This is a genomic window from Streptomyces sp. W1SF4, from assembly GCF_003950035.1.
Lineage (GTDB): Bacteria > Actinomycetota > Actinomycetes > Streptomycetales > Streptomycetaceae > Streptomyces > Streptomyces racemochromogenes.
The window spans coordinates 693,881-717,399 of record NZ_CP034350.1 but is presented as its reverse complement, the minus strand read 5'-3'; the positions used below and the strand labels follow the sequence as shown (position 1 = coordinate 717,399).

Genomic DNA, 23,519 nt, shown 5'->3' with positions numbered 1-23,519 from the left:
CCGTTCTGCTCGGCGCCGCCGTCCTCACCACGCTCAGCGCGTGCGGTGCCGCTCCTGACCAGCCCGCCGCCGGCACCGCGGCCGACGGCAAGGCCAAGGCCCGGCCGGTCACCGCCGCCTCGGCCGCCGACCTCGGCGGAATGGAGGCCCTCGTCGCCGCCGCCGAGAAGGAGGGCAAGCTCAACGTCATCGCCCTGCCCCCGGACTGGGCGAACTACGGCGAGATGCAGAAGGCCTTCCAGGCCAAGTATCCGAAGATCAAGATAGCCGCCGAGAACCCGGACGCCTCCAGCTCCGACGAGATCGCCGCCGTCAAGACCCGCAAGGGCCAGGACCGCGCCCCCGACGTCCTCGACCTCGGCATCGCCTTCGCCCGCAGCGGAGCCGCCGAGAACCTCTTCGCCCCCTACAAGGTCACCGCCTGGGACAGGATCCCCGCCTCGCAGAAGGACGCCGACGGCCGCTGGTACAACGACTACGGCGGCTACGTCTCCATCGGCTGCGACGCCGCGAAGATCCCCCACTGCCCGCAGACCTTCGCCGACCTCCTCAAGCCCGAGTACAAGGGCAAGGTCGCCCTCAACGGCAACCCGACCAAGTCCGGCTCCGCGTTCGGCGGCGTCTACGCGGCCGCCCTCGCCAACAAGGGATCCTTCGCCGACATCCAGCCCGGCATCGACTTCTTCGGACAGCTCCGGGCGAGCGGCAACTTCATCCCCGTCGAGTCCACCCCGGCCACCGTCGAGAAGGGCGAGACGCCCATCTCCATCGACTGGGACTACCTCAACGCCGGCTACGCCGAGCAGTTCAAGGGCAAGGGCGTCGACTGGAAGACCGTCGTCCCCGCCGACGGCGTCTACGCCCAGTACTACTCGCAGGCCGTCAACAAGGACGCCCCCCACCCGGCGGCCGCCCGCCTGTGGATGGAGTTCCTGTACAGCGCAGAGGGCCAGAACATCTGGCTGGCGGGGCACGCCCGCCCGGTCCTGCTCCCCGGCATGACCCAGGACGGCACCGCCGACAAGGACGCCGTGGCCAAGCTCCCGCAGGTCCAGGGCACCCCCTCCTTCCCGGCCTCCGCCGAACTCGACAAGGCCAAGGCCACCCTCGCCGAGAAGTGGGACAAGGCCCTCAGCTGATGTCCGCCCCCACCACCCCCCTCACGACGGGGACCGCCGGCGGCACCACCACCCCCCGCCGCCGGCGGCGCGGCCCCCGCACCTGGCTCGCCGCCCTCCCCCTCCTCGCCTTCACCGGGCTCTGCTTCGGCCTCCCCCTCGGCGCCATCGCCTTCGGCGCGGTCACCCGCACCGACCCGGCCACCGGCTCCACCCAGGTCACCGGCGAGCACCTCGCACGCTCCCTCCAAGGCCCCTACCTCGGTTCCCTCACCGGCAGCGTCCAGCTGTCCGCCCTCACCGCCCTCCTCGGCGCGGTGCTCGGCGTCCTGGTCGCGTACGCCGTGGCCACCTCCCGCTCCACCGCCCTGCGCTCCGCGGCACTGACCGCCTCCGGCGTCCTCGCCAACTTCGGCGGAGTGCCCCTCGCCTTCGCCTTCATCGCCACCGCAGGGATCTCCGGGGTCGTCACGCGGCTCGCCGACCTCACCGGCCTCGGCTGGAACCTGTACTCCTTCACCGGCCTCACCGTGGTCTACCTGTACTTCCTCATCCCCCTGATGGTGATCGTGACCGTCCCCGCACTGGACGGACTGCGCCCCCAGTGGCGCGAGGCCGCCCGGAACAACGGGGCGAGCACCTGGCAGTTCTGGCGCCACGTCGGCCTGCCCGTCCTCGCGCCCTCCCTGCTCGGCGGGTTCGTCCTGCTCTTCGGCACCGCCTTCGCCGCCCACGCCACCGCGGCCGCCCTCGTCGGCGGCTCCGTACCCCTGGTCACGCTGAAGATCGCCGACGCCCTCTCCGGCAACGTGCTCACCGGCCAGGAGAACGTGGCGCTCGCCCTCGGCCTCGACATGATCCTGATCGCCGGCCTGGTCATGGCGGTCCACCTGCCCCTCCAGCGACGGAGCGCCCGATGGCTGCGATGACCGAGACCGCCCGGCGGACGTACGCGGCCCCGGAGGCGAAGGGCCGCCGACGCCCCCGGCCGCGCGTCTGGCGCGGAGCCGTACTCGCCCTCGCCGGCGCGTACTTCCTGCTCCCGCTCCTCGCCTCCTTCGTCTTCACCGTGCACGTCCCCGGCCAGGGGATCACCTTCGAGGCGTACACCCGGCTGCTCGCCGCCGAGGGCTTCACCGAGAGCCTGATGCTCTCCCTCGGCCTCGCCGCCGCCACCATCGCGCTGTGCCTGCTGCTCGCCGTGCCCGCCCTGATCGCCGTCCGCATCGGCTCGCCGAGGCTGCGGCCCGTCGTGGAGGTGATGTGCACCCTGCCCCTGGTGGTGCCGCCCATCGCCCTGGTCACCGGCATCACCACCGTCCTGCGCTGGGGCCCCGAACACCTTTCGCGGACCCCGCTCTACCAGACCTTCCTGGCCGTGCAGAACGAGAAGTTCCCCGTCGTCCTGGTCCTCGCCTACACCGTGCTGGCCCTGCCGTTCGTCCACCGCTCCCTCGACGCGGGCCTGCGCGCCGTGGACGTCCCCACCCTGGTCGAGGCCGCCCGCAGCTGCGGCGCGAGCTGGCCCCACGTGGTCCTGCGGGTGCTGCTGCCCAACCTGCGGGCCTCGCTCGCCGGCGCCGCCTTCCTCACCCTCGCCCTGGTCCTCGGCGAGTTCACCATCGCCTCGCTGCTCGGCTTCAGACCCTTCGCGGTGTGGATCGTCTCCATCTCCGGGGCCCAGGCCCGGATGTCGGTGGCCGTCTCCATCCTCAGCCTCCTCATCACCTGGCTGCTGCTGCTCGCCCTCTCGCGGGCCGGAACCCCCTCCACCGCGGCCGCAGCCCCCGCCACCTCCCGCAAGGAGCCCTGACCCCCATGTCCACCACCCTTCCCGCGGCCGGGCAGCCTGCCGGAACCGAAGCCGCCGAAGCCCCCGCCGAGGCCCCGGCCGCCGGGGGCGCCCGCGTCGAGTTCCGCGGACTGCGCCGGGCCTTCGGCTCCACCGTCGCCCTCGACGGCCTCGACCTCACCGTCGAACCCGGCGAACTCCTCGCCCTGCTCGGCCCCTCGGGCTGCGGCAAGACCACCGCCCTGCGCGTGCTCGCCGGCTTCGAGCAGCCCGACTCGGGCGAGGTCCTGGTCGACGGAGCGGACATCACCCCGGTCCCGGCCAACCGCCGCGACGCCGGGATGGTCTTCCAGTCCTACAGCCTCTTCCCCCACCTCAACGCCCGCGAGAACGTCGCCTTCGGCCTGCGCGTACGGAAGGTCCCCGCGGCCCGCCGCCGCGAACGCGCCGCCGAACTCCTCGCCCTCGTCGGCCTCCCCGAGCACGGCGACCGCTACCCGCACCAGATGTCCGGCGGCCAGCAGCAGCGCGTCGCGCTCGCCCGCGCCCTGGCGCTGCGGCCGCGCGTGCTGCTGCTCGACGAACCGCTCTCCGCCCTGGACGCCAAGGTACGGGCCGGCCTGCGCGAGGAGATCCGCAGGCTCCAGCTGTCCCTCGGCATCACCACCGTGTTCGTCACCCACGACCAGGAGGAGGCCCTGTCCATGGCCGACCGGGTCGCCGTGCTGAACGCCGGGAAGCTGGAGCAGTGCGCCGCCCCCGCCGAGCTGTACGAGCGGCCCGCGACCCCCTTCGTCGCCGAGTTCGTCGGCACCATGAACCGGATCCTCGGCCGGCTCACCGGCTCCGGCCACGTCGAGGTCGCCGGCGTCCGGCTGCCGGTCGACGGCCCCGCCCCCGCCCCGGGGACGTCCGGGGTGCGGGTGCTGGTCCGCCCCGAGAACCTCACCGTGGCCGCCGACCCCGAGGGCCGGGCCACCGTGGTGTCGGCCTCCTTCCTCGGCGCCGTCACCCGCCTCCACCTCGACCTCGCCGACGGCACCCGGGTCAAGGCCGACCTGCCGTCCCGGGAGGCCGCCGAACTGGCGCCCGGCGCGCGGGCCCGCGTACGCCCCGTCGAGCGGCCCGTGCTCGTCGAGGCGGGCACCGCGTGAGCGCGGCGCCGGCCGCCGTCCTCTTCGACATGGACGGCACCCTCGTCGACACCGAGGTGCTGTGGTGGCGGACCACCGAGGAGACCGCCGCCCGGCTCGGCCACGCGCTCGGACCGGCCGACGCCCCCGAGGTCGTCGGCCGCGCCGTCGAGGACACCGCCGCGCACCTCGTCCGGGCCGCCGGAGCAGGCGCCCCGGCGGTCGGGGCCGTGGCCGCCGAACTCACCGAGGGGTTCTCCCGCCGGGTCGCCGCCGGAGCCCCCGTCCGCCCGGGCGCCCTGCGGCTGCTGACCGCCCTGGAGGCCGAGGGCGTGCCCTTCGCCCTGGTCAGCGCCTCGCCCAGGCGGGTCGTCGACCAGGTCGTGACGGGCGCGCTGGCCGGGGTCCCCTTCGCGTTCACCCTGTCGGCCGACGACACCGACCGGACCAAGCCGCACCCCGACCCCTACCGGGCGGCCGCCGAGCGCCTGGGACTGGCACCGCGGGAGTGCGTGGCGGTGGAGGACTCCCCGGACGGCGCCGCCTCGGCCGAGGCCGCCGGCTGCCCGGTCCTGGTGGTGCCCTCGCTGCTGGGCGTGCCGTCCTCACCGGCCCGGACCTTCGCGGCCTCCCTGGAGGAGGTCACCCCTGCCCTGCTGGGCGGCCTCACGCGCACAGCGCGATGAGGTCCACGATGCCCTCGGCGTAGGCCGCCGACACCGAACCGGGCCGGCCCGCGAGGCCGCCGCGCAGCAGCGGCAGGCCGGCCCGGACGTGGGCGGCGCACTGGCCGTAGAGCCCCGCCTCGTACGGGTTCCCGTCGTCCTCCGAGTTCAGCAGCGCCAGCAGCGTCCACAGCAGGGCCTCCCGGGTCGCCAGCCGGGGCGGGCCGGCCGACCAGACGGCCATCAGCACCGCGCAGGCCGCCGGGGCCGGGGGCCACAGCCGCGACCGGGCGAAGACGTGCCCCTCCAGCGCGTGGTACGCCGCCGGGTGCCCCTCGGCCGCGTCCCACAGGGTGCCCTCCAGGTGCCCGGCCGAGCGGCCGCAGCCGCAGACGACGGACTCCCAGTCGTACCGCGCGATGGTCTCCAGCACGGTTCCGGGCACCAGCGGGCTGGTGCGCGGCTGTTCCTTCCCTCTCATGGGGCCCAAGTGTGACTCCTCCCCTGGCTGAAGCCGGGGCTTCTCGCTATGCCGGTTGGGTTTCGCGACGGACCAGCCCGGCCCGTAGAACGTTCAGGGCGCCGACCGCGTCCGCGTGCGCCTGGTGGCCGCACGAGACGCAGCGGAACGTCTCCTGTGTGGGCCGGTTCTCCTTGGCAGTGTGCCCGCATTCGGGGCACCGCCGGGAGGTGTTGCGGGGGTCCACAGCCATCACCTCCCGTCCGGCACTCTCAGCCTTGGCGTTCAGGATCGTCAGGAACACCCCCCATCCGGCATCAGCGATCGAACGGTTCAGAGCGGCCTTGGCGGCGGCTCCGTTGGACAGGAACGCGCCGGGCCTGCCGGGGTCGGGCTTCGGCGCAGGGGCGGCGCTCATGTTACGGATCTTGAGGTCTTCGTGTGCGATGAAGTCGTGTTCGCGCACGAGACCGAGTGCGGTCTTGTGGGCGTGGTCCAAGCGCCGGCGCCGGATCGTACGGTGCAGGGCGGCGACCTTGTCGGCGGCCTTCTGACGCCGGTTGCTGCGGCGCTTGCACCGGCTGAGCGCCTGCTGCGAGGCTTCGAGTTTCGCGGCGGCCGCGCGGCCATGGCGGGGGTTGGCGACGTGCTCACCGCCCGATGTGGTGAGGAACGACACGATGCCCATGTCGATGCCGACCACGGACCCGGTCGCGGGCAGCGGGTGGGGCAGGACCTGCTCAGCGGTCAGCACCACGTACCAGCGCTTGCCCTCACGCTTGACCGACACGGTCTTGACCTTGCCGACCACCTGCCGGTGCCGGTTGACCCTGACGTGCCCGATGCCCTGGAAGCGGACGCGGGTGACGGGATCGTGTGGGGTGGAGTCCCAGCGGCAGCCGTCGCCGTCCTTGGGGAAGTCCACCGTGTCGAACCAGTTCACGCCACGAAAACGCGGATGGCCCGGAGTGTCACCGGACTTGACCCGACGGAAGAACGCCTGCATCGCCCTGTCCAGACGGCGCAGCGTGGCCTGCTGGGACGAGAACGACCAGCGGCCCTGACGCTCCGCGTCGAAGGCCCGGATCTCCTTCAGCTGCGCGGACTGCATCCCGTACTTGACGCTCGTCTTCGACACATGCCGGTAGGCGTCGCGCCGTTCTTGCAGGGCCCCGTTGTAGAGGGAACAGTGATCACGCAGCATCTCACCAAGCGCGATCGTCTGGCCCACGGTGGGCCGCATGAGGAACTTGTACGCACGGATCACCCGGCCCACCCCCCTTCAACTGATGGCACCAAGCTAGTACACGCCACTGACAACGCGGCGAACCCAGGCACGCCGCCCTCTTCCCGGACGCGGCCCTCACCGTCCAGCCGGGCGCGGGCCACTTCCCGTGGCTCGACGACCCGGAGGCCTTCACGGGCGCGGTCGCCGGGTTCCTCGGAGCCTAGGCCGACGGTTCCCAGGACGAGGTCAGGCCGTCGAGCCACGAGGGCGGCAGCTCGGCGGCGTCCCATTCCTCGCGCAGCGCCGACGGCGCCGCGGCGAGGCGTTCCAGGACGGCGAGGCTGGTGGGGGAGTGCAGCAGGGAGTAGCGGCCGTGCAGGGCGATGGCGCTGCCCGGCCCGTACCGCTCGTACAGGCGGGTCAGGTGGGGGCGGTGGTCGGCGGCGAACCGGGTGAGGCGGCCCGCGTACCCGGCCCGCTGGCGGGGGCTCATCGTGCCGAGGACTGCGGTGAGCACCTGTTCGGAGACCTCCGGATCGAGGTCCGAGACGGTGCTGAAGGACAGGTAGAGCGGTGCCAGCGCGACCTTCGCCCGTTCCACCTCCATCCGGCGGACGGGCGGCCAGTCCCCGGGGGAGTCCTCCGCCGGGCCGGCGCCGACGGCCCGGGCCAGGGCCCGTTCGGCGATCCCGCCGAGTTCCTCGGTGAGGGCGCGGGCGCCGTCGAGCCAGCCCGACTCGTAGAGCTCGCCCTTGCCGGCGGGAGCGGCCCCCGCCCTCTCCTCGGCCTCCCGGTGGGCGGCGGCGAGGACGCCCGCCTCGACGAGCCCGATCAGTTCCTCGGCGGAGCCGGCGGGAACCCCCGCCCGGCCGAGGAGCTGGACGATCGTCGTCCTCGCGTTGTGGAGGCTGGCCGGGTCCAGCCGCTGCGGGTCTTCGTCGGCGGGGTGCATGGAATCCTCGTCGTCATGGGTCGCGCCGATGCGAGTCTACGCACACCGCCCCCCGGACCGCGGCCGTCCTGCGCCCGACTGCCCCGACCGCGAGACACGGTCTACGCCGGCCGTCCGGCGCGGCTCAGGGCCAGGGCGGCGAGGGCCTCGGGGGCGCCGGACTGGCCGCGGATGCCGGGGAAGGCGTTGACGTCGACGATGAGGGGCCCGCCGCCGTCCGTGGCGATGACGTCCACGCCGTACACGTCCAGGGCGAAGACGGCGCCCACCTCGAGGGCCAGTTCGCTCCAGCTGTCGGGCAGCGGGCCGGGCGGGCGGGCCTGCTCCTTCCCGCCGGCGGCGAGTTCGGAGCGGCGCAGGCCCGCGAAGACCCGGTCGCCGATCACCCACAGTTTGTGGTCCCAGCCGTCGTTGGGGGCGAACGGCTGCACCACGACCGGCTCCCGCTCCCAGCCCGCGGCGGCCAGCGCGCGCAGTTCCCCGGGGCCGTCGACGCGGGCGACCAGGTCGTGCTTGCGGCTGAGCCGGCTCTTGACCACCACCGGCCGGCCGGGCCGTACCTGCGCCCCCAGTGCGGCGAGCGAGGCGTAGGTGCGGGTGGCGGCGAAGGGCAGTCCGGCCCGCAGTGCCAGCTCGGCCATGCCGGTGCGGTCCTGGCAGCGCTCGGTGGCCGCCGCGGAGTTCAGTACGGGCGCCCCGCGCCGTTCCAGTTCCCGGGCGAGCGCCAGGGCCGGGCGGGTCCGGGCCTTCAGCAGGTACACGTCGGCCCGTGCCCCGGCCGCCGCGGCGGGTCCGGCCGCCGGGTCCAGCACCCGTACCTCGTGCCCGGGCGCCAGCAGCGCGGCGGTGGCGGCCAGGAGCGGGTGCCCGGCGTCGGGGGTGATCAGGCCGACCCTCACGCGCCGTCCCCCGCCCCGGCCGCCGCCTGCGCGGGAACGGGCACCGGGCGGGCGTACGGGCGCGCCGTCGGGAGGGGCGCGGCGGGCGGGCGTTCGCCGCCCGAGCGGGCCAGGTCCAGCACGGCGCGCGCGACCCGCGCGGCCGCGTCCGGTACCTGGCGGAAGCTCGGGAAGTCGTTCACGTCGACCACGACGGGCCCGTCGGGGCCCAGCAGCACGTCCACGCCGTAGAGGTCCAGCCCGTACACCTCGCCCACCCGGGCGGCGATCCACGCCACCTCCTGCGGCAGCCGCACGCGGCGTTCCCGGACGGGGGCGTCCGGGTGCAGGGGGGAGCGGCGCTCGGTGGCGTAGAGCTCCCCGCCGACGCAGTAGACCTTGAGGTCGGTGCCGGAGTTGGGGACGTAGGGCTGCGCGATGAGCATGCCCTCGCCGGCGAGTTCGGGCAGCAGCGCGGCGAGCCGGTCGGGCGAGGGCACCAGGTGCACGCCCCGCCCGGAGCTGCCGTCGGCGGGCTTGACCACGAGCGGGTACGCGCTGTCCGGTACGCCCGCCAGGAGTTCGGGCCGGGCGAGGGCGTAGGTGGGCGGCAGCGGCAGCCCCCGGGCGCTGCCGAGTGCGGCGGCCAGCGCCTTGTCCCGTACCCCGCGGATGGAGCGGGCGTCGTTGACGGTGGTCGTGCCGGCGGCGGCCGCGGCCTCCAGCAGGGTCAGACCGGGGCCCCCGGACACCGTCTTGAGCACCCAGGCGTCGTGCGCGCCGGCCCGGACCAGGCCGTCCATGCGCAGCAGGGAGCCGCCCGGGCGGACCACGTCCACCTGGTGCCCCCAGGCGGTCAGTTGCCGGACGACCTCGTTGGGCATGCCGTCGTGGCGGTAGTGCTCCTCCACCAGGAAGCAGAGCCTCATGGACCTTCCCCGTTTTCCCCGGACGTCCGCCGATTCCGTCCGGCGAGTGGTGACGTCACAGGATGCCATGAGATAGCCCTGAAACCGCGCCAGAAGCAGCCTAAGTGGGCACTACTCAACGTAATGTTTATCAAGACCTTTCCTAAACGATCAGCAATCCTCTTATAGTTGTGCCCCGTTGCCACAGGAACCTTCTCTTCCATTTACGCCCGGTTTGAGGCCTTGATTGATGACGGCGCCGCCCTCCCCCCTCCGCCCCTCCGCGCTCGCCCTGCTCGTCACGGCAGCGGCCGCGGGTGCTCTGTCCACGGCGGCGGTGGCCGCGGCCCCGTCGGCCGTGCAAACCCCCCTCGCCTGGTTCTCCTTCTCCGGCTCGCTGCTGCTCGCGGTCGCCGCCGGCGCCGTCACCTGGTGGGCGCGCAGCGCCCGCGAGCTGCGCGGCCGGCTCTCCCACCTGACCGGCGAACTCCACACCCGCGAGGCCTACATCGCCCGGCTGACGGCCGACGGCGCCCGTGACGCGGCGGCCCGCACCGCCGACCACACCCGGCTCACCACCGCCCACGCCGCCGAGGTGGAACGCCTGACGACGGCCCACGCCGCCGAACTGCACCACCTCACCACCGCCCACGCCGCCGAACTGGACCGGCTCGCCACCGCCCAGCAGGCCACCCGCGAACGGCTCGGCGAGGAACTGCGCCGCGCCCGCTCGGGCCGGGCCGCCGCCATGGCCGCCGCCGCCAACGCGGCCGGCCGGATGCAGGCCCTCGCCACCGGAATGCTGGCCGACCTGCGGGAGATGGAGCACAAGCACGCCGACGAGGAAGTCCTCGGCGACCTGCTCCACCTCGACCACCGCACCGCCCAGGCGGGCCGCCTCGCCGACTCCATCGCCGTCCTCACCGGAGCCCGCTCCGGCCGCCGCTGGGCCAAGCCCATCGTCATGGAGTCCATCCTGCGCGGCGCCATGGGCCGCATCGGCGGCTACCAGCGCGTCCGGCTGCACTTCACCAGCGAAGCCGCCGTCGCCGGGCACGCCGCCGAAGGCGTCATGCACGCCCTCGCCGAACTCCTCGACAACGCGGCCAACTTCTCGCCGCCGACCGCCGAAGTCCACGTCTACGTGGAGGAGGTGCCGGCCGGGGTCGTCATCACCGTCGAGGACAGCGGCCTGGTCATGAGCGAGGTCCAGCTGCGCCGCGCCGAACAGGCCGTGACCGCCGAGTCCCTGGACCTCGCCGGGCTCTCCGGCACCCGCCTCGGCCTCGCCGTCGTCGGCCGCCTCGCCCGCAAGCACGGCCTGACCGTCTCCTTCCGCCCCTCCGCGCGCGGTGGCACCGGTGCGCTGATGATGATCCCGGAAGAGCTGATCAGCCACGCCCCGGCCGAACCCGTCCCCGCCCCGGCCCTCCTGACGGCCCCCCAGTCCGTCCCCGTCCCCGCCCCCGCCCCGGCTCCTGCCCCGGCGGCCGCCGCGGCGCGGCGGACCGAGGCCGAGCCCGTCCACGACACCCCCGTAGAATCCGGGGAGTCCGAGACCACCGGCCCGAACCCGGTGCTCGGCGAGAGCGGACTGCCCCAGCGGCGGCGCGGCCGGACCCTGGCCGCCGCCCACCCCGAAGGTCCCGACGCCGCGAGCGCGGCGGCCCGTACCCAGGCCGCCCCCGGCGGCGCGTCCCGGTCCGCCGCCCGCTTCGGCAGCTTCCGCCAAGCCGTACGCGGCACCGCGGCCCCCGCGCCGCAGCAGCCCACGAACCCCCCGCACCCGGAAGGCAACGACACCCCATGACCGGCCCCACCACCGACGAGACGCTCAGCTGGCTCCTGGAAGGACTCCTGGAGCGCACCCCCGGCGCCCGGCACGCCCTCGTGCTCTCCCGCGACGGCCTCAAGCTGTGCCGCACCCCTGAGCTGTCCGTCGACCAGGCCGACCAGCTCGCCGCGATCTCCGCCGGCATCCAGAGCCTGTCCCACGGGGCGTCCATCGAGTTCGGCGACGGCACCGGTGGGGTCCGCTCCGCCATGGCCGAGTTCTACGGCGGGATCCTCTTCATCGTCGAGGCCGGCGAGGGTGCGCACCTCGCGCTCGTCGCCGCCGAGGACGCCGACGCGGGCCTCGTCGGCCACAACATGTCCGAGCTGGTGGAGCAGCTGAGCGAGCACCTGATCGCCCGGCCCCGGGGATGAGCCGCGTCAGGCCGGGCCGGGACGACACCCCGGACCGGCTGTACACCCTCACCGGCGGCCGCAGCAGCTCCGGGAGCGACGCGTTCGACCTGGTGACCCTGATCGTCGCCGAATGCGACCCGGTCCCCGGCATCCAGTCCGAGCACGCGGCGATCCTGCGGATGTGCCGCTACCCGACCGCCGTCGTGGAGGTCGCGGCCGAACTGGGCCTGCCCGTCTCGATCGTACGGATCCTCCTGGCCGACCTCCTCGCAGCCGGGCGCGTCAGCGCCCGGCACCCGCGCGTCACGACGTACCGCCTTCCCGACCCCGACATCCTGGAGCAGGTGCTCGTTGGACTCCGCAACCTCTGACCCGGGCGAGCCCCGGCAGAACCTCAGCAGCACCGCCGACAACGGCCTCAAGATCGTGATCGTGGGCGGTTTCGGCGTCGGCAAGACCACCATGGTCCGCTCGGTCAGCGAGATCCGCCCGCTGAACACCGAGGAGACGATGACCAAGGCCGGCGAGGCCGTCGACGACACCGACGGCATCGGCGCCAAGACCGCCACCACCGTCGCCTTCGACTTCGGCCGGATCACCCTCGACGCCCACAACGTGCTCTACCTGTTCGGCGCCCCCGGCCAGGAGCGGTTCTGGTTCCTGTGGGACCGGCTCTTCTCCGGCACCCTGGGGGCGGTCGTCCTCGTCGACACCCGCCGCCTCGCGGACTCCTGGTACGCCATCGACCGCCTCGAACACCACGGCACCCCCTTCGTCGTCGCCTGCAACGACTTCGGCGGGCCCGCCCACACCCCCGAGCAGATCCGCACCGCCCTCGACCTCCCCTCCGCGGTGCCCCTGCTGTTCTGCGACGCCCGGTCCCGCGCGTCCAGCAAGCAGGTGCTCATCTCGCTCGTCCAGCACCTCCAGCACCTCCACAGCCACCGGTCCGACCGGCCGGACGCCGTCCCGCACCCCATCCCGGAGCCCACCCCGTGACCACCCCCGAGCCGCAGCCCGTCTACCTCGGCGGCCCGCGCTTCCACAGCGACCCCGCCGAGCTGTACCGGGAGATGCGCCGCGACCACGGCCCCGTGGCCCCGGTCGTCCTCGACGGCGACGTGCCGGCCTGGCTGGTCCTCGGCTACCGCGAACTGCACCAGGTCACCAGCGACCCCCAGCTCTTCTCCCGCGACTCCGACCTGTGGAACCAGTGGGACCGCATCCCCGCCGACTGGCCGCTGCTCCCGATGATCGGCCGCAAGCAGCCGTCCATCCTCTACACCGTCGGCGAACGCCACCGCGAGCGCGCCGCCGTCATCTCCGGCGCGCTGGAGTCCGTCGACCCCTTCGAACTCAAGGGCCACGCCGAACGCTTCGCCGACGAGCTGATCGACGGGCTCTGCTCCAGGGGCAGCTGCGACATCGTCGGCGAGTACGCGATGCTCCTGCCCCTGCGCGTCCTCGCCCGCATCTACGGCTTCTCCGACGAGCAGGGCCCGGGCCTCGTCACCGCCATGAACGACATGATCAACGGCCGGGAGGGCGCCCTCGACGGCCAGCGCCACCTCGCCGAGTCCATGTACGCGCTCCTCGCCGCCAAGTCCGCCGAGCCCGGCCCCGACGTCGCCTCCCGCATGCTGGCCAACACCGCCGGGTTCACCGTCGACGAGATCGCCCAGGACCTGATGGTGATGATGGCCGCCGGCCACCAGCCCACCGCCGACTGGATCGGCAACTCACTGCGCCTGATGCTCACCGACGACCGCTTCGCCGCCTCCCTGGCGGGCGGCCGGCACAGCGTCGGCGAGGCCATGAACGAAGTGCTCTGGGAGGACACCCCGACCCAGAACGTCGCCGGCCGCTGGACCACCCGGGACACCCACCTGGGCGGCCGGCGCATCGCCGGCGGAGACCTGGTCCTGCTGGGCCTGGCCGCCGCCAACGGGGACCCGCACGTGCGCACCGACGCCGGCGCCCTCACCGGCGGCAACAACGCCTTCTTCTCCTTCGGCCACGGGGAGCACCGCTGCCCCTTCCCGGCCCAGGAGGTCGCCGAGGCCATCGCCCGGACCGGCATTGAGGTCCTCCTCGACCGCCTCCCCGACGTCGACCTCGCCGGGCCGGCCGCCGAACTCACCCGGCGCCCGTCGCCCTGGCTGCGCGGCCTCAGCGCCCTCCCCGTGACCTACACCCCGACCCCCGCGCTTGGAGCCACCCCGTGACCTGCCCGATCGACCACACCGGCCCCGCCCCGCTCACCCTCGACCCCTTCGTCACCGACCTCGACGCCGAGAGCGCCGCCCTGCGCGCCGCCGGCCCGCTGGCCCGCGTCGTCCTCCCCGGCGGCGTCGCCGTGTACGCCGTCACGCACCACGCCGAGGCCCGCAAGCTCCTCACCGACCCCCGCGTCGTCAAGGACATCAACGTGTGGGGCGCCTGGCAGCGCGGCGAGATCCCCCTCGACTGGCCGCTCATAGGCCTCGCCAACCCCGGCCGCTCCATGCTGACCGTCGACGGCGACGAACACCGCCGGCTGCGCACCCTCGTCGCCCAGGCCCTGACCGCCCGCCGGGTGGAGAAGCTGCGCGCCGGCATCGAGGCCCTCACCATTCGCTCGCTCGACGGCCTGGCCGCCCTTCCGGCCGACGGGACGGTCGACCTCAAGGCGCACTTCGCCTACCCGCTGCCGATGAACGTCATCAGCGAGCTGATGGGCGTCGACGCCGCCGAACACCCGCGCCTGAAGGCCCTCTTCGAGAAGTTCTTCTCCACCCAGACCCTCCCCGAGGAGGTCCCCCAGATGATGGCGGACCTCGGCGCGCTCTTCTCCCGGATCGTTGAGTCCAAGCGGACCGCCCCCGGCGACGACCTCACCAGCGCGCTGATCGCCGCCTCCGAGGACGGCGACCACCTCACCACCGAGGAGATCACCAACACCCTCCAGCTGATGGTCGCCGCCGGACACGAGACCACCATCAGCCTGATCGTCAACGCCGTCGTCGCCCTGGAGACCCACCCCGAGCAGCGGGCCCTCGTCCTGAAGGGGGAGGTCCCCTGGGAGAACGTCATCGAGGAGACCCTGCGCTGGTCCACCCCCACCTCGCACGTCCTGATCCGCTTCGCCACCGAGGACATCGAGGTCGGAGACCGGGTCCTCCCTGCGGGCGAGGGCCTGATCGTCTCCTTCGGCGCGCTCGGCCGCGACGAGGCCCAGCACGGCGAGGACGCGGGGCGGTTCGACGTCACCCGCACCCCGAACCGGCACATCGCCTTCGGCCACGGCCCCCACGTCTGCCCCGGCGCGGCGCTCTCCCGCCTGGAAGCCCTGGTGGCCCTCCCGGCCCTGTACGCCCGCTTCCCCGCCCTCACCCTGGCCGTCCCCCGCGAGGAGCTGCGCAACAAGCCGGTCCTCACCCAGAACGACCTGCACGACCTCCCGGTCCGGCTGCACGGCTAGGCAGTCTCCTTCGGAGCGGGCCGCACGCGGGGGCCCGGGAACTGGACGTGTTCCCGGGCCCCGTCACGTCCGGGCCGTGAGGTCACACCGGGACCGAGACGAACGTCCGGCCCGCCTCGTTCACCACCAGGACCTCCTTGACGTCCGAGGGGTCCACGGCCGCCGAGCCGTCCAGGGACGCGCCCTTGCCCTCGCCGTGCTCCGCCGTGCCCACCACCCAGCCGCCGGCCGTGGCGCGCGTACCGTCCCGGGAGACCACCACCAGACGGCACCGCTCGCCCGCCGGCACCCCGGTCACCGCCGCGCGCAGCCGGACCCACTTGGCGGCCGGCGTCAGCTGTACGGTCATCCGCGCGCCCGTGCCCGCGTCCGTCGCGGAGGCCACCCGGGTCCCCGCCACCGGCGGCGACGGCGCCGCGGACACGGTCGGCGACGGCGGCGGGGGCAGTGCCCCGGTGCTGCCGTCGTCCGCGCCCACCCGGGCCCCGGCCCAGAACACCGCGGCCAGCGAGGCCGCCGCGGCCAGGCCGGCCACACCGGCCCGCCACCGCGCGGCCGTCGCCCGCTCCCCGCGCACCTGCCGCAGGGTCCGCTGGAGCATCAGGTCCCCGCCCTGCGGGGGCCCGTCCAGGAAGGCCTCCTCGGGGACCTCCCCGAGCACCTTCTCCATCTCGCGCAACGCGGCCACCTCCTCCCGGCACCGCACGCAGTCGCCGAGGTGCTCCTCGACGCCCCGCACGTCCTCCTCGTCCAGGACGCCGAGCACGTACGGGCCGAGCAGTTCCACTTCCTCCTCGTGCCGCTGAACGTTCACGCCACCACCTCCCGCAGTCCGCCGGGCTGCTGGGGCGGCCGGCCGCTTCCTCTCCTCCTGGCACCGTCACCGGCGCCGTCCCCGAACACCTCGCGCAGGGCCTTCAGCGCGTAGTGCGAGCGCGACTTGACCGTGCCCGCCGGGATGCCGAGCCGGTCGGCGGCCTCGGCAACGCTGTGCTGGCGGTAGTACAACTCCGTCAGCACGTCCCGGTGTTCCGGCGACAGCCGGTCCAGGGCACCGAGCACCGTCATGCTGTCCACCACCGCGTCCGCGTGGTCCCCCTCGACGGGGGGAGCCGCCGCGGAACCGGAGACCTCCGGGGGCCGCGCCGCCTTGGCCCGGTACCGGTCCGTGATGATGTTGCGGGTCACGGTGAGCAGCCAGCCGCGCACCGAGCCCTTCCCGTTGACCAGGACCTCGGAATGCCGCCAGGCCCGGATCAGCGTCTCCTGGACGACGTCCTCGGCGGCGGCCCGGTCCCCGGTCAGCCGGGTGGCGTAGGCGAGCAGGGCGTTGCCGTGCTCCTCGTACACCGCCCTGATGAGGGCCTCGTCGGTAGAGCCCCGCCGGTTGCGGGGCCACAGTGGTCCGGGCATACAGCTTCTCCGTCCGCCGCGTGCTGCGTCGTGCGGTCGGAACACGACCCCTGGGGGCCCGCCGGTTCATGTGACGTGCGCCACACCCCCGTTCACATGTGGCAGGTCCGGCCTTCGTTGAGGCAGGCCACGACCTCGGCCATCCGCTCCCCGGTCATCACGTCGACGAACATCGCGTGGTCGGTCTTCGGGCTGTGCAGCTGCTCCGGGAAGGAGTCGAGGGCGATCGGCACCCGCGGCGGCACCGCGTACGCGAGCGACAGCCGCAGCTCGGGGATCGGGAACGTGCCCTGCGGGCAGACCCCCTGGGCCGAGGCGAACGCGAGGTGCGAGCGGTGGTCGGCGGAGGCCTCCTCCAGGCCGTTCCAGCAGCCGGGGAAGACGAGCGTACGGGTCACCAGCTCGCCCGCCGGGCAGCGCGGGTAGTGCGTCGTGGACCGGTCGGGGGAGCCCGAACAGCCCCAGCGGGCCCGGACCCGGGCGTCCGCCCCCGCCGTGTACGCCACGGCGTCGCCGGTCATCGCGCGCAGGAACCGGGGCATCGGCACCACCTTGCCGGCGGGGTTGCCCCGGAACTCCACGCGCACCGATGCCTCGCGCAGGATCTCGCCGGTGTTGCCGTGCCCGGCGGCCCCCTCGTGGGCGCGGTCGCCCGGGCGGTCGGTGCGCCGCAGGACCGGCCAGTAGTACGTGGACCGGTCGCCGCCCGCGCAGCTGGTGGCGGCGGCGGCCAGGGAGGCGTCGGTGGACATCGCGTCGGTGGACAGGTTGCCGACGTACGCGTGGGTGTGGTGGGCGCCGGCCCGCAGGCCGGGGGAGACCACCAGGTTGTCCTCGTTCCAGTGGCCCTCCTCGTTGCGCCCGCAGTCCACCGTCACCGTGCCCGTGGAGGCGTCGGGCCCGGCCGGCGGCGGGGCCGGGTCCGGCGTTACCCGGCCGATGTCCACGCGGCCGGCGGCGGGGTCGTGGCGCGACCCGGCCGCCCGAGAGGCGCCCAGCACGGCGGCGGCCAGCCCGGCGCCGAGCACCAGGCAGACGAGCAGCGCCAGCAGGCGGTTTCCGTTCCCCATGACGGTCACGGTCGTCGGTGCCCCGCCGGACCGTCAACCGGGCGTCCGTACCAGGGCGGCGCCGCGCGTTCGGAGGTGTCCCGCCGTGCGCTGCTCAGCGGCCCCCGGTCCCGGGGCGCGGGCCCGGCGTCCGAGCCGGTCCCGGCCGGGGAATCCGGGTCCGGGCGGCGGTCCCGGTCCCGGTGTTCCCGGCCGCCCCCGGCCCAGGTTGGCCCGTCCGGTTCTTGTCCGGCCGCGGGCCCGCCCCCGAGAGTTCTCGTATGACACCGGAAGAGCTCCTGCACGCCTTCGCCCGCACCCGCGCCTCCCTCGACGGCGAGGAGACCGTCTTCTGGTGGACCGGCGACGTCCACTCCTGGGCCCCCGGCGAGCCCTACCGGCGCCTCTTCGGCTTCGAGGGCCTCAACGCGGCCCGCCTGGAGGCCGACGAGGAGGGCGGCGGCTACCGGATGCTCTCCCGCGAGGCGGCCTTCTACCTCGACCCGGCCACTCGGGAGATCCTGGAGACCTGGCAGGACAAGCCCGTGGTCCACGTCTGGAACGATCCGGCCAACCAGCGGTGGCGGCCCTTCCCCGTCCCGCGCACCGAACTGGGCGACCAGGTCTGCTTCAGCCTGGAGATCCCCCTCGCCTACCCCTCCCCGCTGCCGGTCGCGGACTACCCGCTGAACTCCGCCGACGACACCTACCGGGCCCTGGAACTCTTCCAGTTCTTCACCCCGGCCGCCGCCCTGGCCGGTGACGCCCCGAGCGTCCCCGCCACCATGTCGTGGACCCGGATGTCCCCCTGGCTGCCCTGGATGGAGCAGGGGCAGCGCCCCGGCGGCCTGACCTTCCACTGCCGCGGGGTGAAGCTCGCCTCCTACGCCGAGGTCCCCGAGAGCACCCGCGCGTACATCGCGGCCCGCCACCCGGAGTTCGCCCGCGCGCCGGAGAAGTGGACCGAGCCCAACGAGTCCAGCTGGACGTACTTCCGCCGTCTCAACCCCCGCTGACCCGGCTGACCTGCCGGCCCGCCGGCCCGCCTGGTCAGTCTGGCCCGCTGCCCCACTGACCCGCCGGCCCCACTGACCCCACGGATCACGCGGGCCTGCGCCGACCCCCGGTAACCCCCGGGCGGGGAGGGGCCCCGCAGGGTCCGGACAAGGGTTTTCCCCGTATCGGGTTCACTCCCGCGTTGCCTACTGTCTGCCCACCGGCGATCTTCCGCGCCACGGGCGGCCCCCGCACCAACCCCACATGGTGTGAAACGACCGCGGACGCGCTGATCGCCGGGGTACGCCGTCGCCCTGCCCCGCCGTTGCGGCCGGGCGACGCGGCGCGCGGCGGTGCCGGGGCGGGTTCGACCAGCCCGTCCAGGCCCGCTTCCGCCGGTTCCACCTCCCACACTGCACCGACCGGCCGCTCCGGCCTGCCCGGAACCGGCCCGTAAAGGGGAACAACGTGCACGCACCCAGACGTCGGCTCATATCCGTCGTGGCCATGTCCGTCACCCTGCTCGCCGGCGCCGCCACCTCCGCCGTGGCCGTGACCGCCGCGAACGACCCGGCCGCCAGCACCCTGCCGGCCGCCGCGGCCCCCGCCACCCCGGCCGCCGCCCCGGTCGAGAACCTGATCGTCGGCTACAAGTCCTCGGCGTCCGAGGCCAGCTCCAACGACGCGGCCGCCTCCGACGCCGCCGCCAAGGGCCAGAAGGCCGGCAAGAAGGCCAAGTTCGACCGCCGTCTCGGCACCGGTGCCGCGCTCGTCAACCTCGGCGGTGCGACCGCCCCGGCCGACGCCGCGAAGGTGATGGACCAGTTCCGCGCCGACCCGGACGTCGCCTACGTCGAGCCGGACTCCCGCGCCTACGCCATGGCGACCCCGGACGACACCGAGTACGCCAAGCAGTGGGACCTCTTCGAGCCCACCGCCGGGATGAACGTGCCCGCCGCCTGGGACAAGACCACCGGCTCCGGCGTCACCGTCGCCGTCATCGACACGGGCTACGTGGCCCACTCCGACGTGGCCCCCAACATCGTCGCCGGCTACGACTTCATCAGCAGCTCCACCGCCGCCCGTGACGGCAACGGCCGCGACAACAACCCGGCCGACCAGGGCGACTGGAGCGCGGCCGGCGAGTGCGGCACCGGCTCCAAGGCCAGCGACTCCTCCTGGCACGGCACCCACGTCGCCGGCACCATCGCCGCCGCGACCAACAACGCCAAGGGCGTCGCGGGCATCGCGTACAACGCCAAGATCCAGCCCGTCCGCGTGCTCGGCAAGTGCGGCGGCGCCACCTCGGACATCGTCGACGCCATCACCTGGGCCTCCGGCGGCACCGTCGCGGGCGTCCCGGCGAACGCCACCCCCGCCAAGGTCATCAACATGAGCCTCGGCGGCTCCGGCGCCTGCACCACCAGCTACCAGAACGCCATCAACGCGGCCGTCGCCCGCGGCACCACCGTCGTGGTCGCCGCCGGCAACAGCAACGCGGACGCGGCCGGCTTCTCGCCCGCCAGCTGCAACAACGTGATCAACGTGGCCGCCAGCAACCGCACCGGCGACCGCTCCTTCTACTCCAACTACGGCGCGATCATCGACGTCGCCGCCCCGGGCGGTGAGACCCGCCGCGCCACCGACACGCCCGGCACCGTCACCACCCCCGAGAACGGCATCCTCTCCACGCTGAACGGCGGCACCACCACCCCCGGCGCCGAGATCTACAAGCCGTACCAGGGCACCAGCATGGCCGCCCCGCACGTCGCGGGCCTCGCCGCCCTCCTCGTCGCGGCCAAGCCCTCGCTGACCCCGGCGCAGATCGAGGCGGCCATCAAGGCCAACGCCCGTCCGCTGGCCGGCACCTGCACCGGCGGCTGCGGCGCCGGCCTCGCCGACGCCACCGCGACCGTCAACGCCGTGACCTCGACCCAGCCCACCCCGGCCTTCGAGAACACCGCGGACGTCGCCATCGGCGACAACACCACGGTCGAGAGCCCGATCACCGTCACCGGTGTGACCGGCAACGCCCCGGCCGCCCTCAAGGTCGGCGTGAACATCGCGCACACCTACATCGGTGACCTGAAGGTCGACCTGGTCGCCCCCGACGGCACCGTCTACACCCTGCACAACCGGGCCGGCGGCAGCACGGACAACATCAACCAGACCTACACCGTCGACGCCTCCTCCGAGGTCGCGAACGGCACCTGGAAGCTCCGTGTGAACGACAACGCGGGCGGCGACACCGGCAAGATCGACTCCTGGAGCCTCGGCTTCTGATCCCGGTCCCGCACCGGTCCCGGCGGAGCCCCCCAACTCCGTTCTGACGGACCGATGGTACGGACCAATCCAGTGCGCGGGTCTGCCGGTACCTCCCGTACCGGCAGACCCGCCGCGCATTCCTGCCGCCTGACTGAATTCTGCGTCACAATCCGGGTCCGTCGGGGGGCTGACCTCGTATTGTCGCGTCTCACAGGAAGGGCACAGGAGCAGGGGCGCGAAAGGCTGGTGGCTGTGCGTGGCGGCGACGGGGAACGCTGACACCAACGTCGGACACGGCGCACTCATCGAGGCGGTCGACCGCGCGCTGACCACGCACGGCCGCGCCGTCCTCACGGGCTGCGCGGGGTCGGGGAAGACCGAGGTGGCACGGGCCGTCGCGGCCGCCGCCGCCCGCCGGCGCGAAACCGTCCTGCACCTCGCCCCCGAAGCCGCCGACCGGGAGATACCCGAGGCCGCGGCCGCGGCCCTCCTCGCCTCCGTCCCCCGCACCGCCCTCGACCGCCTCGCCGGACCCCAGCGCACCGCCATCGCCCTGCTGCGCCGCGAGGCCGACGCCCCCCGCGCCGGCCGCGACCACGTCGCCCTGCGCCTGGCCGTCGTCGAAGTGCTCCGCGGCCTCGCCGCCTCCGGCCCCGTCCTGCTCGTCCTCGACAACGCCCAGTGGCTCGACCCCGAGAGCACCGACCTGCTCCGCTTCGTCCTGCGCCTGACCCCGCCGCGCGTCCGGGTCCTCGCCGCCGAGTGCGTCCAGGCCGCGCCCGTCGCCGAATCCCTCTGCGGTCCCGGCACCCCCGTCGTCCACGTCCCCGCGCTCGGCGCCGACGAGGTCGCCGAACTGCTGCTCCGCCACGGCCTGCCCGCCCGCCTGGCCGGCCGCATCCACCAGGCCAGCGGCGGCAACCCGCGCCTCGCCCTCGCCCTCGGCCACTCCCTCGCCGAAGCCGCCGGCCAGGGCGGCGGCGCCCACCACGCCGACACCCTGCCCGTCACCGGCCAGGCCCGCGAGGTCGCCCGCCGCCTCCTCGCCGCCGCCCCCGGCCGGACCCGCCCGACCCTGCTGCTCGCCGCCCTCGCCGCCCGCCCCACCACCGCCCTGCTCCGCCGGGCCGGACGCCCCGACGCCGAGGCGGAACTCGCGCAGGCCGAACGGGCCGCACTGGTCACCGTCGCCGAGGACGGCGCCGTCGCCTTCACCGCCGGAGCGCTGCCGGCCGCCCTGGCCGCCGACGCCGGCTGGCCCGAGCGGGCCGCCGGCCACGCCGCGCTCGCCACCGCCGTCGACGACCCCGTCCAGGCCGTGCGCCACCGCGCCCTCGCCGTCGACACCCCCGACGCCGGGCTCGCCGCCGACATCACCCGGGCCGCCGACGCCTGCCGCCGCCGGGGCCAGCGGGCGCTCGCCGCCGAGCTCGGGCTGCTCGCCGCCGAACGCACCCCCGCCGCCTTCCCGCAGGAGGAACTCGCCCGCCTCGTCGGCGCCGCCGAGGACGCCGGCTGGGCCGGCCGCGCCGACCTCGCCCGCCGCGCCACCCGCGCCGTCCTCGCCCGGGACGCCTCGCCCGCCCAGCGGGTACGGGCCCGGCTCGCGGTGATCGACGCCGCCGGGCAGGCCCTGGCCGACCTCGACGAGACCATCGCCCACGCCGTCGCCGACGCCGCCGGGGACCCCTCCCTGCAGGCCGCCGTCCAGCTGCGGATCGCCTGGAAGCACAACATCGGCGACGGCGACCCCGTCCGCGCCCGCGACGCCGCCGCCGAGGCCGGAGCACTCGCGAAGGCCGGCGGAGACCAGGTCGCCGAAGCCATGGCCCTGACCGTCCGCGCCCGGATGGGCCGCATCCTCGGCGACCCCGACGCCGAGGACATCCTCGCCCAGGCCCTCGCCCTGCCCGCCCCCGAGGTCCCCCTCGGCATGCGCAACGCCCCCCAGTTCCTCGCCGTCCGCCACGCCCTCTTCGACGACCGGCTCACCGACGCCCGCCGCCAGCTCCTCGTCCTGCTGCCCGCCGTCCAGCGCACCGGCTCCGCCGAGGACGTCTTCGAGGTGCTGCGCAGCATGACCGAGACCGAACTGCGCCGCGGCCGCTGCGTCCGCGCCACCGCCCACGCCCGCCGCGCCCTGGAACTCACCATCGAGGCGGGCCTCTCGCCCGGGCCGGCCTGGTACGTGGCCGCCACCGCCGAGGCCGCCGCCGGCAGTTTCGCCCGCGCCGCGGCGTACGCCCGCCGGGGCATCCGGGCCTCGGAGGAGGAGGGCGACCAGGTCTTCCTGTCCCGGGGGCTGTACGCGCTCGGCACGGTGGAACTCGCCACCGGCGAGGCCGCGAGGGCGGTCGCCACCCTGAGTCGGGTCGCCGCCCTGGAGGAGGCCCAGCAGGTCGTGGACCCCTCCGTCCTGCGCTGGCACGGGGAGCTCGCCGAGGCCCTGGTCGCCGCCGACGCGCCCGGCGAGGCCGCCGAGCTGCTGGACCGGGTCACCCCGGTCGCCCGTTCCCTCGGCCGCACCACCGTGCTCGCGGCCCTGGACCGGGCCCGCGGGCTGTGCCTGTCCGCTCAGGGCGAGCCGGAGCGGGCCGTCGCCCTGCTGGAGGCCACCGCCGAGCGGTTCGGCGACTTCGGACTGCCCCTCGAGCGCGGCCGTACCCTGCTCGCGCTGGCCCGCGTGGAACGCCGACGGCGGCGACGGGCCCCCGCCCGGGACGCCCTGCGGGCCGCCGCCGAACTGTTCGAGGCCGCCGGGGCCGCGCCCTGGCTGGACCTGGCCCGGGAGAACGCGCCCGAGAGCTGCGGCCCGCACCCCGGGGTCGCGGCCCTGACCGAGGCGGAGGCGCGGCTCGCCCTCCTGGTCGCCGGGGGAGCCAGCAACCAGGAGGCGGCGGCGAAGCTCTTCCTGAGCGTCAAGACGGTGGAGGCCCGGCTCACCCGGATCTACCAGAAGCTCGACGTCCGCTCCCGCGCCCAGCTGGCCACGGCCCTGCGCGGCCAGTGAGC

At 74.6% G+C, this 23,519-nt stretch carries 22 protein-coding genes and 1 pseudogene; 15 read left to right on the top strand and 8 right to left on the bottom strand.

Features of this window, described 5'->3' with window-relative positions; all coding sequences use genetic code 11:
• Positions 1 to 5: 5 nt before the first annotated feature.
• From D1J60_RS03505 to D1J60_RS03485, 5 genes are read left to right on the top strand one after another with little or no spacing between them, the layout of a single operon-like run.
• Positions 6 to 1,139 (top strand): extracellular solute-binding protein, encoded by a 1,134-nt coding sequence (locus tag D1J60_RS03505; protein ID WP_241253526.1) that lies wholly within the window; start codon positions 6 to 8, stop codon positions 1,137 to 1,139.
• Entirely contained in the window at positions 1,139 to 2,047 is a 909-nt protein-coding gene (locus D1J60_RS03500; protein ID WP_125820083.1) for an ABC transporter permease subunit, read from the top strand. Before D1J60_RS03505 ends, D1J60_RS03500 begins: the two co-directional genes overlap by 1 nt.
• The gene (locus D1J60_RS03495) at positions 2,044 to 2,931 is read left to right on the top strand and encodes an ABC transporter permease subunit (RefSeq protein ID WP_125823843.1); all 888 of its coding nucleotides are present in this window, start codon (positions 2,044 to 2,046) and stop codon (positions 2,929 to 2,931) included. Before D1J60_RS03500 ends, D1J60_RS03495 begins: the two co-directional genes overlap by 4 nt.
• A 5-nt stretch (positions 2,932 to 2,936) precedes the next feature.
• Positions 2,937 to 4,064, top strand: a complete 1,128-nt coding sequence (locus D1J60_RS03490; RefSeq protein WP_125820082.1) for an ABC transporter ATP-binding protein — start codon at positions 2,937 to 2,939, stop codon at positions 4,062 to 4,064.
• Positions 4,061 to 4,729, top strand: coding sequence for an HAD family phosphatase (locus D1J60_RS03485; protein ID WP_125820081.1), 669 nt, complete (start codon positions 4,061 to 4,063; stop codon positions 4,727 to 4,729). Before D1J60_RS03490 ends, D1J60_RS03485 begins: the two co-directional genes overlap by 4 nt.
• On the opposite strand, the gene D1J60_RS03480 is transcribed toward D1J60_RS03485, so the two are convergent.
• Entirely contained in the window at positions 4,710 to 5,189 is a 480-nt protein-coding gene (locus D1J60_RS03480; RefSeq protein ID WP_125820080.1) for a hypothetical protein, read from the bottom strand. The genes D1J60_RS03485 and D1J60_RS03480 overlap by 20 nt on opposite strands.
• Before the next feature lie 46 nt (positions 5,190 to 5,235).
• On the bottom strand, positions 5,236 to 6,435 hold the full coding sequence (locus D1J60_RS03475) for an RNA-guided endonuclease TnpB family protein (RefSeq protein WP_125820079.1): 1,200 nt from the start codon (positions 6,433 to 6,435) through the stop codon (positions 5,236 to 5,238).
• Between the two features lie 68 nt (positions 6,436 to 6,503).
• On the opposite strand from D1J60_RS03475, the pseudogene D1J60_RS37890 reads away from it, so the two are divergent.
• Positions 6,504 to 6,620, top strand: a pseudogene (locus D1J60_RS37890) (alpha/beta hydrolase); the annotation flags it as partial.
• On the opposite strand, the gene D1J60_RS03465 reads toward D1J60_RS37890, so the two are convergent.
• From D1J60_RS03465 to D1J60_RS03455, 3 genes are all read right to left on the bottom strand, one after another.
• Entirely contained in the window at positions 6,617 to 7,348 is a 732-nt protein-coding gene (locus tag D1J60_RS03465; RefSeq protein ID WP_125820078.1) for a hypothetical protein, read from the bottom strand. The pseudogene D1J60_RS37890 and the gene D1J60_RS03465 overlap by 4 nt on opposite strands.
• Before the next feature lie 101 nt (positions 7,349 to 7,449).
• Complete coding sequence (locus D1J60_RS03460; protein ID WP_125820077.1) at positions 7,450 to 8,247, bottom strand: alpha-L-glutamate ligase; 798 nt, start codon at positions 8,245 to 8,247, stop codon at positions 7,450 to 7,452.
• Positions 8,244 to 9,155 (bottom strand): hypothetical protein, encoded by a 912-nt coding sequence (locus tag D1J60_RS03455; RefSeq protein ID WP_125820076.1) that lies wholly within the window; start codon positions 9,153 to 9,155, stop codon positions 8,244 to 8,246. Before D1J60_RS03455 ends, D1J60_RS03460 begins: the two co-directional genes overlap by 4 nt.
• Before the next feature lie 229 nt (positions 9,156 to 9,384).
• On the opposite strand from D1J60_RS03455, the gene D1J60_RS03450 reads away from it, so the two are divergent.
• Genes D1J60_RS03450 through D1J60_RS03425 form a run of 6 tightly spaced genes read left to right on the top strand, consistent with a single transcriptional unit; the run spans position 9,385 to position 14,784 of the window.
• Entirely contained in the window at positions 9,385 to 10,944 is a 1,560-nt protein-coding gene (locus D1J60_RS03450) for an ATP-binding protein (RefSeq protein ID WP_125820075.1), read from the top strand.
• On the top strand, positions 10,941 to 11,342 hold the full coding sequence (locus D1J60_RS03445; protein WP_125820074.1) for a roadblock/LC7 domain-containing protein: 402 nt from the start codon (positions 10,941 to 10,943) through the stop codon (positions 11,340 to 11,342). The genes D1J60_RS03450 and D1J60_RS03445 overlap by 4 nt, the downstream gene beginning before the upstream one ends.
• On the top strand, positions 11,339 to 11,695 hold the full coding sequence (locus D1J60_RS03440; RefSeq protein WP_125604693.1) for a DUF742 domain-containing protein: 357 nt from the start codon (positions 11,339 to 11,341) through the stop codon (positions 11,693 to 11,695). The genes D1J60_RS03445 and D1J60_RS03440 overlap by 4 nt, the downstream gene beginning before the upstream one ends.
• Positions 11,676 to 12,323, top strand: a complete 648-nt coding sequence (locus tag D1J60_RS03435; protein WP_125604691.1) for an ATP/GTP-binding protein — start codon at positions 11,676 to 11,678, stop codon at positions 12,321 to 12,323. The genes D1J60_RS03440 and D1J60_RS03435 overlap by 20 nt, the downstream gene beginning before the upstream one ends.
• Positions 12,320 to 13,549 (top strand): cytochrome P450, encoded by a 1,230-nt coding sequence (locus tag D1J60_RS03430; protein ID WP_125820073.1) that lies wholly within the window; start codon positions 12,320 to 12,322, stop codon positions 13,547 to 13,549. Before D1J60_RS03435 ends, D1J60_RS03430 begins: the two co-directional genes overlap by 4 nt.
• Entirely contained in the window at positions 13,546 to 14,784 is a 1,239-nt protein-coding gene (locus tag D1J60_RS03425) for a cytochrome P450 (protein ID WP_206436472.1), read from the top strand. The genes D1J60_RS03430 and D1J60_RS03425 overlap by 4 nt, the downstream gene beginning before the upstream one ends.
• Positions 14,785 to 14,866: 82 nt before the next feature.
• Here the strand turns inward: D1J60_RS03425 and D1J60_RS03420 are convergent, their stop codons facing one another.
• From D1J60_RS03420 to D1J60_RS03410, 3 genes are all read right to left on the bottom strand, one after another.
• Complete coding sequence (locus D1J60_RS03420; protein WP_125603454.1) at positions 14,867 to 15,598, bottom strand: zf-HC2 domain-containing protein; 732 nt, start codon at positions 15,596 to 15,598, stop codon at positions 14,867 to 14,869.
• Positions 15,595 to 16,197 carry a sigma-70 family RNA polymerase sigma factor gene (locus D1J60_RS03415; RefSeq protein WP_206436471.1) on the bottom strand — a complete coding sequence of 201 codons (603 nt, stop codon included), beginning with the start codon at positions 16,195 to 16,197 and terminating at the stop codon, positions 15,595 to 15,597. Before D1J60_RS03415 ends, D1J60_RS03420 begins: the two co-directional genes overlap by 4 nt.
• Before the next feature lie 92 nt (positions 16,198 to 16,289).
• Complete coding sequence (locus D1J60_RS03410) at positions 16,290 to 17,267, bottom strand: DUF1996 domain-containing protein (protein WP_125820072.1); 978 nt, start codon at positions 17,265 to 17,267, stop codon at positions 16,290 to 16,292.
• Positions 17,268 to 17,527: 260 nt separating this feature from the next.
• Here D1J60_RS03410 and D1J60_RS03405 point away from each other — a divergent pair, with 260 nt between their 5' ends.
• From D1J60_RS03405 to D1J60_RS03395, 3 genes are all read left to right on the top strand, one after another.
• Entirely contained in the window at positions 17,528 to 18,262 is a 735-nt protein-coding gene (locus D1J60_RS03405; RefSeq protein WP_125820071.1) for a DUF1838 family protein, read from the top strand.
• 487 nt (positions 18,263 to 18,749) lie between these two features.
• On the top strand, positions 18,750 to 20,525 hold the full coding sequence (locus D1J60_RS03400; RefSeq protein ID WP_206436623.1) for a S8 family serine peptidase: 1,776 nt from the start codon (positions 18,750 to 18,752) through the stop codon (positions 20,523 to 20,525).
• Between the two features lie 238 nt (positions 20,526 to 20,763).
• Positions 20,764 to 23,517, top strand: coding sequence for an AAA family ATPase (locus tag D1J60_RS03395; protein ID WP_206436470.1), 2,754 nt, complete (start codon positions 20,764 to 20,766; stop codon positions 23,515 to 23,517).
• Positions 23,518 to 23,519 lie beyond the last annotated feature (2 nt).